This is a genomic window from Peptostreptococcus sp. D1, from assembly GCF_900112955.1.
Taxonomy (GTDB): Bacteria; Bacillota; Clostridia; order Peptostreptococcales; family Peptostreptococcaceae; genus Peptostreptococcus.
In genome coordinates this window covers 15,555-29,946 of record NZ_FONP01000019.1, presented here as the reverse complement: position 1 = coordinate 29,946, position 14,392 = coordinate 15,555, and the positions used below count along the sequence as shown (strand labels likewise).

Genomic DNA, 14,392 nt, shown 5'->3' with positions numbered 1-14,392 from the left:
TCACATCAAAAAGCTTCGGATAAAAACGAAAATTACGCTCACCCTTTCAATGCTTTTGATAAAGGTCTCAGTTCTAAGGACAGTCGCGCTCGACTTGCATGTGTTAGGCACGCCGCCAGCGTTCATCCTGAGCCAGGATCAAACTCTCAAATAAAAATTTAATTCCGCTCAGCTATTATCCCTTTTAGAAATATCTGGCTTGGTTTGTTTGTGGTTTAAATTTCTAACAAAACTTCCATAGTCTTATTATTATTTAAACGATTAATCAATTTGCTCCTTTGAGCTTATTGAATTAACCTGCTGTTCAATTTTCAAAGTTCATTTCATCATCATTTTGACGACTTATTTATAATATCATTTTTATAATAACTTGTCAATACTTTTTTTATATTTTTTTAATAACTTAATTTTGAGTCATTAACTCTGAATTGAATAATAAAGCACTGCTTCGTCATTTGCAAGTAATAATATATCATAGTATTTTATTACTGTCAATATTTTTTAATTATTTTTTTAAAATAGCGAAAAAATATAAGGCAATGCATTATTTATTAAAATAACACACTGCCTTTCCTATAGTTATTAGCTATATAGTAAACTTGGTAATACTACACTATAAATTATGTAATCACTCTCAAAATTTTATCATGCTTCAAGTACGACTCTACTGAATTGTTTATTTTTCTCTAATATTTTAAATAACACAACGCCGCATCCAGTCACTATTACCAACTCCGATATCATAATTTGTCCAGTAATTAAAAAGTACGAAACTGGCTCTGGAGAAACCATCACTATTTCTGCCCCAATTATAATTGCTGATAAAGCTGGCATCAGCGATGCAATCCAAATATTTTTAATTTTACTCATTGCAAATAAAGCCAAAAACGATGCCAAAGTTCCAACGAATATATCTATTGCGCCTAAAGAAGAAAACAAATTAGCTATGGCACATCCAACAGTCAATCCTATTACATACTGTGGATTGTAAAATGCTAATAAGGTCATAATTTCAGATACCCTAAACTGAATTGGCCCATATGATAGTGATGGTATTGCCCAAGTTAAAACTGCATAAAGAGCTGCTACCATCGCCTGCTTGGCAATCGAACTGCTATCAAAACTAAATCTCATAAAACTAATCCTCCTAATGATTATATATATTTGTTATTACCATACAACAAATATTTTCTCATCATTAAAAAACTGCGCCCTCACCAAAATGAGAACGCAGATAATAAACATTGTTTATTAAACCCTTGTTTTTTAAGTAGGTGACAAGAAAACTCTGTATCGATAAAATACCATTACATTATATAGGTATTTCAATACTTTGTCAAGATTTCAGCTTGCCTTTTTTACTAAATATTACTATGCTTACAATTATAACACTTCCACCTATAACAGTTCCCAAGCTAGGAACTTCTGACAATATCAGAGATCCCATCAAGGTAGCGACGAATGGTGTTAAAAATCCATAATTAGTCACATCGCTGGTATTTTCAGTCATACTAAGAGCCTTGCTCCAGAAAAAATATGCTAATGCACTGCTCAAAATACTCATTGTAAGCAGTACAGCCAGATAATAGAAGCTTACATTTGAAAGCTCTTTTATTCCTTGAACAGAAAAAGGAGACAGCACTAATATTGATGAAATCATACTATATGTAACTATTTCTGTAGCCTTATACCCCATTTTTGACAGCTTTCTATTAAGAATATTGTACACACAGAATACTACTGCTGCTCCCAGTGTCCAAAATATACCGGGATTTATGGATAGAACACCATCCCATAGCATCATTATTGCCACTCCAATAAAAGCCGTTATCAATGTCGTCCACCCAATCACATTTATCTTTTCACCGTAAAGATAGTGTGCTGCAACTGCTGTCAAAACAGGTGTTATCGCAATGACAATACTCGATGATGCGGATGTTAATGTCAACATCCCTCTATTAAATGTGAAAAGATAAATTCCAAAGCCACACGCACCCGATAATAAAAACCATCCCAAATCCTTTTTCTTGGGTACTCCTCCGCCATTCAATTTATTTATTATTAGAAGTGCCACAGAAGCTATACAAACTCTTAAAAATCCCAAGGAATTTGTGGAGAAATAATGCAAAGCAACCTTTGAAAGAGGAAAGGCAATTGCCCAAAACAAAATAGTTAATATACAAAGTAAGTTCATTTGCACTTTTTTGCTCATATATAATAATAACCTTTCTTTATAATCTTAAAGAATAGTATACCACCACCCCATAAGGAAAACAAATGAAACCACAATAAAATAATAAATTATTTTTTAACCTATTTATTAGATTATCAAATTTATCATTAAAATAAAATGGGGATACCATAGTGATTCCCCAATAACTCATTTTCATAAAAAACTATAGCTTTAGCTCTGCGTATTTTTCTGCAATTCTAACTAATAGCTTTGCTCCTGCTTCCAATGCTTCCACGCTTACAAGCTCATTTCTTCCATGGAAATTTATCCCGCCAGCAAAAAGATTTGGACAAGGTAATCCCATAAATGACAATCTTGCACCATCAGTACCTCCTCTAATAGGAATGACCTTTGGTTCAACTCCAATATCTTTCATAGAATCGACAGCTATATCTACTACAAACATACTCTTTTCAACTATTTCTCTCATATTGTAGTAGCTATCAACTATTTCAACAGATACTCTTCCATTGTACTTTTTAGATATTACTTCAATCGTTTTTTCAAAGAACTCTTTTCTTCTGTTGAAAATATCCATATTATGATCACGAATAATATAATTCATTACAGTTTCTTCAACGTTGCCTTCCATTGTATTTAAATGGTAAAAGCCTTCATAGCCTTCAGTTGTTTCAGGTCTTTCGCACACAGGAAAAGCACTCATTATTTCTGAAGCTATATACATAGAATTTATCATTTTATCCTTTGCAAATCCCGGATGTACATTTCTTCCTTGAATTTTTACAGTCGCTGCAGCCGCATTAAAGTTTTCATATTCCAGTTCGCCCATTTCGCCGCCATCAAATGTATACGCATACTTTGCTCCGAACTTCTCAACATCAAAAAAGTCGGCACCTCTTCCAATTTCTTCATCTGGAGTGAATCCAACCATAATATCTCCGTGCTTAATTTCAGGGTGTTTTACTAGATATTCAATACCTGTTAATATTTCAGCTATACCAGCCTTGTCATCAGCTCCCAATAAAGTATTTCCATCTGTTACTATTATTGTCTGACCTTTAAATTCTTGAATTTCCGGATAATCCTCTACAGTAGTGACAATTCCCTTTTCTTCATTAAGGACAATATCTTTTCCATCATAATTTTCAATTATTCTCGGTCTTACATTTTTACCTGTTATATCAGGACTTGTGTCCATATGTGAAATAAATCCAATAGGACTAATTCCTTCAACATTAGCAGGTAGCTTTGCCATTAAGTAGCATTTTTCATCCAGCGAAATATCAACCAATCCTAGCTCTTCCAGCTCTTTCTTTAAAACATTCGCCAAATCAAACTGCTTTTGAGTGGATGGACAATTATCTGAGCTTGGATCTGACTCGGTATCAATTGATACATAATTCAAAAATCTTTTTAAAACCTTTTCTCTCATAATATAGACCTCCCAAAAATTATATGATAACTTAATTATATTCCATATATACACCAGTATCAATAACTAAAGGCAATTATATCTAATAAAATTTATCTGTTTCTCTGATCGAAAAATTAGTGCAAGCTATTAAGCTATTTTATTTATTTTATAGCAATATTTTGTATTTTTATGATATAATATTGCTATAATTTGTGCGCCTATAGCTCAACTGGATAGAGCTGCAGACTTCGGATCTGTGAGTTGTGGGTTCAAATCCTACTAGGCGCACCACTTTATTTACTTTTTATTTATTGATATATCGGAGAGAAAAATGTATGTAATATTTAGAGATGACCTGATTGATAGTGATGAAATCAGAAAAAAAATAGAATCTGAATCAGATTTTCATGTGATTTCTGATCTGACAAAGGCTACAAAAAGAGAAGATGTGATGAGCTTTAAGCTGTCACTGCCTATGCATAAAATCAGCCTTGACACAGTATTTGATTGGGATGTCGAAGATTCGGTAAACGAATACTTTGGCTACGCTGAAAGTCTTACAAAAGATCTTCTAAAATATTTCCCAAAATATACAATACAATGCTCAAGCTCATATAAATGGGATGAGATTGATAATTCAATCAATCTTGTAGTTGTGATAGCGAATATAGATATAACAACGAAAAAATTAAAGCTTGATATTTTAAAAAGAATGATGAAACAGGTCGACTAACCCTATGTATGTCGACCTGTTTTTTTAAATTTATTTTTGGTTAAAATCATAAGTAATTCGGCAACAATTCTATAAATAGGCTGATATATCACTTATAATTTTCCCATCTTTTATTGTTACTACTCTATCCGCCTGATTAGCTATTAACTCATCATGTGTGATCATTACCAATGTCTGGTTAAGCTTTTTTATAAGTGTTTTAAGCAAATTCATTACGTCCTCTGTTGTTTTACTATCTAAGTTTCCAGTTGGTTCATCAGCAAATATAACTGATGGTTTATTTGATAACGCTCTAGCTATAGCTACTCTCTGTTGTTGACCTCCAGAAAGCTCATTAGGATATTTTTTTAATTGATCTTCAATTCCTATGCTTTTTACCAATTCCATTATATATTCCTCATCTTCCTTTTTACCATCCAAATTTACTGGTAAAATAATATTGTCATATATATTTAGTACTGGTATTAAATTAAAGCTTTGGAATATAAACCCAAATTCTCTTCTCCTTATTTTAGATAACTCATTATCATTCAATTTGTATATATCTTTGCATTCCAAATATACATGCCCTGATGTAGGTTTATTTAATCCTGCCATACAATTTAAAAGAGTTGTTTTTCCTGACCCACTTGTTCCTACTATAGCCATAAATTTTTGTGGCTCTATTTCCAAGCTTATATCATCAATGGCCTTTGTAAGCTGCTCACCTTTACCATAATATTTTTTCAAATTCTTTATAACTAAACTTTTCATATTATTCTCCTTTATATATAATCAATTATTTTAAATTACAATAGCTTCAAATAAAACTTAAATAAATTTAACTATTATACAAGCTATAATATTCCCCCTTACTATCTATTAAGTCTTGATGTTTTCCACTTTCTACCACAACACCTTTTTTTAAAACATATATATTATCAACATCCTTAATTGTAGATAATCTATGTGCTATAACTATAACTATTTTATCACGAATATACTTATTTAAATTTTCAACTATACATATCTGAGAAATATTATCAAGAGAAGATGTAGCTTCATCTAAAATTAATACATCACTATCCTCTATTAATGCTCTTGCTAAAGCTATCTTTTGCTTTTGTCCACCAGATAACTTTATACCCCTTTCACCAATTTGAGTTGAAAATCCATTCTCCAAGCTCTTTATATAGCTATAAATTCCAATATTTTCGCACAAATTTATCAATTCATCTTCACATATTGTTTTACTTAAACAAATATTTTCTTTTATTGTTCCATCATATATAACATTATCTTGAACAACCACAGAAAATTTTTTTCTCAATGAATTTAAATTAATAGTTCTTATATCTATACCATTAATAATGATATTACCTGAGCTAGTACCCCATAATCTATATAATAAATTTATTATTGTTGTTTTTCCACACCCACTATTACCTACCAATGCGGTTACAGACCCCTTAACAAATCTTAGATTAATTCCTTTCAATACATTATTTTTATTGTCATTATTATAGTTAAACGTAACATCTTTAAATTCTATAACTTCAATTTTATCATTTAATCTATTCATATTTTTTTCAAATACCTTTATATCACTTTCTTCATTTAGCAAATCAAAAACTCTATCTATTGAAACTTTTGCTTTCTGTATCACGTTATTGGAATTAATTATACTCATGCAAGGACCCATTAGCATTGAACTATATCCTTGAAAAGCAAAAACAGATCCCAAGGTCATTTCTCCATGTATAACCTTATAACCTCCATATCCATAAATAAAAATAGTAACTATTAAATTTATAGCCTTTAGCAAACTAATATTCCCCCCATATAACAAATCCATTTTTATACTTTTGTATATCAATGACTTCTCCATCTTTATATACTTTGATAAGAAAAATATTTTTGCTTTTGTAACTATTATATTAATTATATTTAATACATATTCTTGTATAATATTAGTTACCCTTCCATACTCTTCTCTGATTTCAAATTGATTTTTTTGTAATTTTTTTGTAAAAATTATCTGCAATTTAATCAAGATAATTTGAAAAAAAATAACAAAAATAAACAAAATTAATTGCATTTTCATCATAAATAATATAGCCACTATTGCTGTAACCACATTTTTTATCAATGAAAAAACGAGCTCAGAATCTAAGCGTTCTATCATATCTACATCTGATTGTATTATAGAAATTATATTCCCAGTTTTCTTTTCACTATAAAATCTGCCTGATAATTCTGAAATATGCTTTAATATTTTAATTCTAAGCTTTATTGCAACCGAACTTCTCATAAGTGAATATAAATATATCAATATATAATCTGAAACAATCATAACACTATTAATTATCAAGTATATAGCTATATAGCTAGCAAATTTATTTATATCCCCATTACTTACACATAGATCGATAATATTTTTCAATACTATAGGTAAACATATATTAAATGATGTACTTATAGCAACTAAAAATAAAGCTAATAAAATTCTATTTTTGTTAGATAAGTACACAAATTTAAAAAATTGCTTAAAATTATTATTTTTCATTATCAAATCGTCCCTATTCATTTGTGTTTCAAATTAATTTATCTTATAAAAATAAACTATATTTCTTTACTTTTTAATATTATTAATAATCACTTTAAATGTTTATTAATAATATTAACTAAACCTTCAACATATGATATATTTTCTATTTCAATGCCAATAATATCCAATGTTATTCCAAAATAATTATTAACATAGTTAATAAATCTATCTAAATTTTCAAGATATATTCCCGTAAAATCTCCTATCAAAAGTTTATCTTCCAATTCTTCTAATCTTATATTTTTTCTATGCTCTGAATAACAATAACTTTCAATACAATTAATTAGCTCTTCTTTAACATGATAATCAGTAAAATCTTTTTTTGAAATAGTTATATTTTTAAAATAATTTTCTAAACAATACTCCAATATTTTTTTTTCGGTAATCTGTTTTTCAAATAATAATTTAGCTATAACTCCACATAAATATGCTGCAAGCTTAGAGTTTTTACCAAATAATCTATACTCTCCATTTATACAGTAAATGATACTATTTACATAATCAGTCGTTAACTGATACTTTTGTCCAATCTTATAAATTAGTGAAGAATATTCTTTTTTGTTTCCATCTACACCTATTACACTATCACACATTGCAGGTACGCTATCCTTCCCATTATTGGAATTAGAACATATTATTATTTTTCCTTCATCACTTAATTTTTTACATATATTTTCAAATTCACTATAATACTTGATGTTAGTTGTTGATGAAGAAATATTAATCAATTTTATATCGGTATTAATTAATTTTTCTAATGCTTTAATAACATCAGTAACCCTCCCTTCTCCTGATTCATCATAGACCTTTATAGGATAAATGTTTACATTCCTACATTCATTTAATATAGTTAGAGTACACATAGTTCCATGTCCATTTAAATCATGTAAATCGTATATCGTATTAATTTTGTCAAACACTTGTAATTCCTTATTAAAATATATGTATTTCTTTAACATAGCATCATTATAATCAATTCCTGTATCAATCACTGCAATATTAGAATTATTTGCAAACATAACCTTCACCTAATTTTGTTTATTGAATTCTTTCGTAGCAATATAATAACATAGGAAGAAAACAATAAATGGAATTAGTGACACAGAAAAAAGTCTAAAATAATTTATAAACAACACCCTATCTGGATATACATTTTTTAAATAAAAATACTCTTCTAATATATCATATAAGGATATTAAAAAAGTTAACGCAGAAGAAATGATACCATACTTTATTCCTTCTATTATATGCATATTTCTTATACTTTTTCTTGATGCACCAATATACATTAAAATGCTATTTTCATTTTTTCTCATCAATAATATAATTTTCAATGATGAAAAAATTGTAAAAACAGACATCAAGCCAGCATACATAATATTTATTCCTATCTCTAATAACAGAATCTCTTTATTATGTCCCTTGCTTCTTTCTTTTTCACTAGAATTAAAGCTAAAGCTTTCTCCTATTACACCCTTTAATTCTTTTTCTAAAACTTTTTCTGATTTCAAGCTGTTAAAAAACACTTGTTCATATCTTTCATATCCTGATATTTTTTTATAATCATCAGGATGAATTAGCATCCCACCAATAAGATCTCTGTTTCTCATATATTTAGATAACTTTATGGAATCTAAATAACCCACTACTTGTACTTTAATATTTCTATACTCCATATCGCCAGAGGTATTTTTAACTAACATCCTAATATTAACTAAATCACCAATATTTAAAGCTTTATATATTTCTTCAAAATTATTGGTTAGTCTGTTATAAAATTTATTTTTAATATATACTCTAGGATAATTATTTAGAATATCTTTTTTATCTAATTCACCATATATTATTTCTTTTTCTTTCAATTTATTTATATCTGTATTTATTAAACTAAATTCGTATTCAATATTTGGTGAAGTATCTTTGGAATATGCTTCACTCAATTCATTTCCATTACTTATATAGAATACATTTGACATATTAAAATATACTATATCCTTGATATCTTCAATTTTTTTTATTTTTTCAATTTCTTCATTTGAAAATCCATAATTCGGAATATAATAACCACTTCTATCTATTTTGTAGTCTCTATTCACAAAATCGGAATCTGAGCCAAACCCATTAACTTTATCTCTTGACTCATAAGCATTTTCTACGGATATATAATTTGATATAGGTAGTGCCAATAATATAACCGGAACTATAAGATACAATATATATTTTTTAAGATTTATACTTGAAATCTTATTTATTATTTTACGCTTATTAATTAAGCTAGTATTAAGTATTTTATCAATATAATTATTTAAAATTCCTTTCTCATTTTTAGCAAAGCCTTTATTTACTTGATATATTTGGTATAAAAACGAAACCACAATCGGAATAACAATTATCCGAAGAGTATATATAGTTAAAGATATATCATAATGTATTGTTTTAGACATTATTTTATAGATTTCTGGACTTGCTAAAGTGTAATTAAAGTTATTAATCATGAATTTAGCCAGTAGTAAACCCAAGATAGCCCCAAATATTACTGAAAAGACTCCTATTAATATGCCTTCTGAAATCAGAAGAAACATAGTTTGCAGCTTACTTGCTCCTACTACTCTCAACAGCCTCATATCAATTATTCTTTTTTTAGAATATATTATCATTGTAATCAGGCTGAATAAAATTCCTGAAAATACCAAATTTTTGAATCTTGGATTATCAAGACTTACTTTGCTTAAAAAGTTTACAGTTTGTGCTAAATCTCTATTATAATTTAGTTTACTTAAATCAATATTTAGAGTTGAAGCAAGTTTATTTGTTTCAAGCTCAATATTTTCGTACCCACCTTTATAATTTATAAAAACATTATGCAAAAGACCTTCTGGTAGTAACTTATTATCCAAATTTGCATATACCAAATCTCTATTTGATGTATATCTTAATAAGTGATTATCTAATTTCCCTACAACCTTTAAATTTAATGCTACAGCTTTAAAAGCTGTAATGCCTCCTTTTTTTGTTTCAAATTGTATTTGACCACTTATTATATCACCCACTCTATACTTATTGTTTAAATCAAGTATAATTGCTTCATTTACAGCTTTCGGATGTATCCCTTCAGTAATTTTTAATTTCATTAAATCAAGAATATTTTTGTCATACTTCTCTAGCGTTATAAATTTACCATCGCTTGTTGATACAAAATTTTCAAAGCTGATTGTAGAAAATACATCCTTTACATTTTCGCTATTTTTTATATTTAATAGCTCATCATTTGTTATATTTTTTCCTAAGCATCCGTAAATAGGACTGTGTTCTTTTATAAAATTGTAATGATTTGTATACTCGCTTTTTTCAGATAACATTATTGCAAAACATCCACCAGTCGCTATTGTCATGGTTAATATCAGCAATAATATTATTTTTATATTTTGCTTAATATATGATCTTAATAATTTTTTCATATAAATTTCTCCAACATAACTATTATATACATTCTTTATTATAAAATAAGGTTCCAATACTTAATCTAATTTTTAAAAATATAATATTACTAATATACTATCAATATAAATATTAGCCTTAATTTTGATATTCTAATCAAACTGCTTTACTAATGTCTATTTGAACCAAATGCTGATACTACACCTTTTAATTTACAATCATACATACAGTCATACTCGCCTATCATTTTCTTATCTCTCCAAAATCTATAGCATGGATCTGCATCATTTATTTCCATTTCTTCTAGTTCCATTTTTTCTTCAATCGCCATTACTTTTATTTTTTCCATTTTTAATCTCCTTTTAATTAACATTTTTTGTATTAGAACCTTATTTATTAACTTATTATTTAATTGAACATTTCTTAAAATATTTTTTATTCTTACTACAATGATATTCGAATACATTTTTTTGTGTTTCATGCATACTAACATAATGACAATTACCACAATATATTGCATACTGACAATCTTTACATCCTTTTCTAAAAATTGCTCTTTTTTTATTTAAATTTTCAATTACATCTATTCGTTTTTTATATAAATCATCCTTTAAAATATTCCCTATTCTATATTCTTCACAAACTAGTAAAGGACATGGATACACATCACCTAAACTATCAATATATATTTGTGTATCTCCTGCATTACATGTAGTTGCTCTCAGCTTATAATCAATAAATTTTTCAATACCATAAAAATCATAAATATAGTCCCTTTCATCTCTTAAATATGTATCATCTAACAACCCACTTCCCACTTTAGTAAAAGCCCTAATTATTGGCTTAACATTATAAAGCTCGCACATATCTATAAATTTTTCTACATTTTTACAATTATTTACTCCAACCACCATTGATGCGTAGATATCAATTATTCCATTTTCTTGAAAAATTTTTATATAATCAACTATGTTCTCAAATGTAGCATCCGAATTTTGTCTTACATCATTATAAGTCTCATTGTTATATCCATCCAAACTTATCTCTACAGAATCTACATATTTAGAAAGTATATCAATCTTTTTTCTACTCAATAGAGTAGCATTAGTCGCAAAAATTATTACATTTTTATATTTACTTCTCAAATATTCTAATATTTCTAATGCATCTTTTCTGACCAATGGCTCTCCACCTGATATTTTTATTTCTAGTGGATTATATTTCAAAATATTATTTATACACTCTTTTATTTCTCTTGTATTTAGTTCCTTTAAACTGTTATTATTAATATCAGATGATGTACAGCAATATGAACATTCAAGATTACATTTTTTTGTGATAGAAAATGAAATAAGTGGTATAAAATTTATATCTCTTTCATAATACTTATATGGAGTAATCAAAGACATTTTATCTAATGCTTTAAAAACTTTTTTATAATAATCCACATATTCACTCCTTATTTCACATATTTCCTCAACAGATAAGCCTTGCCTTGTACACTCTATTATGTCTTCAATTACAATTTTTGATACTGTTATACAACTTCCACTATACTTATTTGATATTTTAGCTTTATTTTCAAATGTATTATACATTGATAATTTTTCAGCAAAATAATTACTCAATACACTCACCACCCATACTTATTTCTAATAATAATCTTTTAATATTACAAGTAATCACCGGAGGACTTGTATCATTATTCCTATTTATGATATTATTTAATATTTTACATTTATATCCACTACAAGTTTCACGAATACCACAACTTTTACACAATGATGGTTTCATTTCTAGCCATTCGTGTAAATTCATAGCTTTTTTTGTTACATCTTCATTATTACTATTTAAATCGCCTAATTTATACCAATTATTATTTAGGGAAAAAACACATGGATATATTGTCCCCACAGGATCAAATACTATGCTATTTAATCCCCCAAAACAATCACTTTTAATCTTGAAAACATCATTCCTATCTGTAAAGGATGTTAATATTTCTTTATCCAATTTTCTTATTTTTTCAATCTCTAATTTTAAATTTCTGATGTCATCTTCATACCAGTCTTCATTGTAGAAATTTTCTGATATGGCAAATAAATTAATCCCTTTTTCACTTAAATAATTAATTGAATTACACAATTCTACTATACTTTCAGGATTTATTGTTATTCTTGCTCTTATATTAATATCTCTTTTTATAAATTTACTAATATTTGATATCACTAAATCAAAAGATCCATTTCCATTAACAAATTTTCTATTTTTATCATGATAATATTTTGTCCCATCAATACTAACTGATAATTCAATATTGTTATTTTTAATAAAACTAGAAATTTCATCACTATATATAGTACCGTTAGTTGTCATTTCATATCTAAATTTATAGTCAAATTTCTGAAGTCCTTCAGTTATGCATTTAATAACTTTAAAATTAAGTAGTGGCTCTCCACCATGAAAAACAACCGTATTTCTATATTTAATTTCTTCAGGATACAATCTAACTCTTCTTTCAATAGCATTATACACATATTCTACTATCTTAATTGCCGTTTCTTCTGTCATATAATAATATTTTTTATTCTTCTCATAACAGTATGAACATCTCAAATTGCAATCATCTGTTACTACAACTGTAAAATTCATATTATTTCCTCTTTTCATTAAACCAAATAATGTTATTTAAATTATTTTTCATCAATCCACACCATTCATTTATCTTTCCATTATCATTCAGTCTATAATACTCTGCTGGACACGTCCAACAAAATATGTTCAAATCACAATATGCACAATTGCTCGTTCCACAGTACTCTATTTTTTTAAATTTTTCATATGAAATTTTAAATTTTTCATTAAAAGTTCCTATTTTAATCGGTTCAGCTATATTACCTATTTTAAAATATTCATATATTAGAGATTGACAAGGATAAACATCACCATAATAATCTACAAACAAAACAGATCTAAATGCTGAACAATATTTTGATGAAATTTTTTTATCCTTATTAACACCTTGATTTTCATACATCTTAGGTATCGTATATGGTATTATCGAATCTATTCCTTGAATATCAAATGCATTTTTAGCTCCTCTACCTATAGGGTTAAATGACCTAATGATATAGTCAACGTCTATACTTTTTGCAAAATGTTTAAACTTATATTCATATAATTCTTCATTTAAAGATGCTATTGTTGAAATTCTAATATTATTAAAATTTCTCGACTTAATATTTATTATTGCACCAATTACCCGTTCAAAAACTCCTTTACCTCTAATTTTTGAACAGGTTTCTTCGTTATAACCATCAATACTTATATCAATATTATCAAAATTTTCTATTATAAAATCTATATTCGAATCATTTATTAGAACTCCATTTGTTGATAATGTAAGATTTATTCTCTCACTCTTGTTTTTTATATACTCAACTATTTCATAAAAAAAGGTGCATAATAAAGGTTCACCACCAGATATTACTATATTTTTAATTCCCAAAATCAGCAAATTATCAACTATATTTTTAGCTTGTTCAAATGAAATAAATTCTTTCTCATCTAATGAACAAGAACTTGAGCAATGTTTACACTTTAAATTACACATTTTTGTTAACAAAAAATACGCACTTGTTAACTCATATTCAGTATTTTCAACTTCGCAAAAATAATTTAATTTATTAACAATATCTAATACCTTTCTCATATATATTCTATCACTCTGTTTTTTAAATATGTTTAAAAATTCTTCATCTGTAAGTTTATTTTCTTTCTTAAATTTAATATAATTATATATTTCCTCACTTAAAAACATATGCTTTTGCATATTTTTACTATAAATATATGAAATTCCATTTCTACATTTTTCAATAAAATTTTCTTCCATTTTATACCTCACTATTAATCCATTATTACTTATTTATATTAAGTTTCATTTATAATTGAATTTTATTTCTTATTCAAGTTCAATGTTATAACAAAATTAATGTATAATCAATACTAATAATTTTTTATATATAC

Annotated in this window: 12 protein-coding genes, 1 tRNA gene and 1 rRNA gene; 2 read left to right on the top strand and 12 right to left on the bottom strand. The window is 27.1% G+C overall.

Translation table 11 applies throughout. From position 1 onward, the window contains the following. The 4 genes from BM120_RS10990 to pepT all read right to left on the bottom strand — a co-directional run. A 16S ribosomal RNA gene (locus BM120_RS10990) occupies positions 1-154 on the bottom strand; the annotation flags it as partial. Between the two features lie 491 nt (positions 155-645). Then, positions 646-1,134, bottom strand: a complete 489-nt coding sequence (locus BM120_RS10015) for a QueT transporter family protein (protein WP_091995643.1) — start codon at positions 1,132-1,134, stop codon at positions 646-648. 202 nt (positions 1,135-1,336) lie between these two features. After that, positions 1,337-2,212, bottom strand: a complete 876-nt coding sequence (locus BM120_RS10010; RefSeq protein ID WP_091995641.1) for a DMT family transporter — start codon at positions 2,210-2,212, stop codon at positions 1,337-1,339. A 184-nt stretch (positions 2,213-2,396) separates the two neighbouring features. Continuing rightward, positions 2,397-3,626 (bottom strand): peptidase T, encoded by a 1,230-nt coding sequence (pepT, locus tag BM120_RS10005; protein WP_091995639.1) that lies wholly within the window; start codon positions 3,624-3,626, stop codon positions 2,397-2,399. A gap of 196 nt (positions 3,627-3,822) precedes the next feature. Between pepT and BM120_RS10000 the strand changes: the two genes are divergently transcribed. Together BM120_RS10000 and BM120_RS09995 are read left to right on the top strand one after the other, a co-directional pair. Beyond that, positions 3,823-3,899, top strand: a tRNA-Arg gene (locus tag BM120_RS10000). Between the two features lie 40 nt (positions 3,900-3,939). Next, the gene (locus BM120_RS09995) at positions 3,940-4,341 is read left to right on the top strand and encodes a hypothetical protein (protein ID WP_091995637.1); all 402 of its coding nucleotides are present in this window, start codon (positions 3,940-3,942) and stop codon (positions 4,339-4,341) included. Positions 4,342-4,410: 69 nt separating this feature from the next. Here BM120_RS09995 and BM120_RS09990 read toward each other — a convergent pair whose 3' ends face one another. The 8 genes from BM120_RS09990 to BM120_RS09955 all read right to left on the bottom strand — a co-directional run bounded on the left by BM120_RS09990 (position 4,411) and on the right by BM120_RS09955 (position 14,258). Then, positions 4,411-5,094 carry an ABC transporter ATP-binding protein gene (locus tag BM120_RS09990; RefSeq protein WP_091995635.1) on the bottom strand — a complete coding sequence of 228 codons (684 nt, stop codon included), beginning with the start codon at positions 5,092-5,094 and terminating at the stop codon, positions 4,411-4,413. Between the two features lie 67 nt (positions 5,095-5,161). Then, complete coding sequence (locus BM120_RS09985; protein WP_242941604.1) at positions 5,162-6,886, bottom strand: ABC transporter ATP-binding protein; 1,725 nt, start codon at positions 6,884-6,886, stop codon at positions 5,162-5,164. A gap of 89 nt (positions 6,887-6,975) precedes the next feature. Continuing rightward, a complete protein-coding gene (locus BM120_RS09980; protein ID WP_091995631.1) occupies positions 6,976-7,947 on the bottom strand; it encodes a S8 family peptidase in 972 nt (323 codons plus the stop codon). A 9-nt stretch (positions 7,948-7,956) separates the two neighbouring features. Next, the gene (locus BM120_RS09975) at positions 7,957-10,386 is read right to left on the bottom strand and encodes an FtsX-like permease family protein (RefSeq protein ID WP_091995629.1); all 2,430 of its coding nucleotides are present in this window, start codon (positions 10,384-10,386) and stop codon (positions 7,957-7,959) included. A gap of 149 nt (positions 10,387-10,535) precedes the next feature. After that, positions 10,536-10,715, bottom strand: a complete 180-nt coding sequence (locus BM120_RS09970) for a hypothetical protein (RefSeq protein WP_091995627.1) — start codon at positions 10,713-10,715, stop codon at positions 10,536-10,538. A gap of 55 nt (positions 10,716-10,770) precedes the next feature. Beyond that, positions 10,771-11,994 (bottom strand): radical SAM/SPASM domain-containing protein, encoded by a 1,224-nt coding sequence (locus BM120_RS09965; RefSeq protein ID WP_091995626.1) that lies wholly within the window; start codon positions 11,992-11,994, stop codon positions 10,771-10,773. Further along, positions 11,987-13,018, bottom strand: coding sequence for a radical SAM/SPASM domain-containing protein (locus tag BM120_RS09960; RefSeq protein ID WP_177187421.1), 1,032 nt, complete (start codon positions 13,016-13,018; stop codon positions 11,987-11,989). Before BM120_RS09960 ends, BM120_RS09965 begins: the two co-directional genes overlap by 8 nt. Before the next feature lies 1 nt (position 13,019). Next, positions 13,020-14,258, bottom strand: a complete 1,239-nt coding sequence (locus tag BM120_RS09955) for a radical SAM/SPASM domain-containing protein (protein ID WP_091995622.1) — start codon at positions 14,256-14,258, stop codon at positions 13,020-13,022. Positions 14,259-14,392 lie beyond the last annotated feature (134 nt).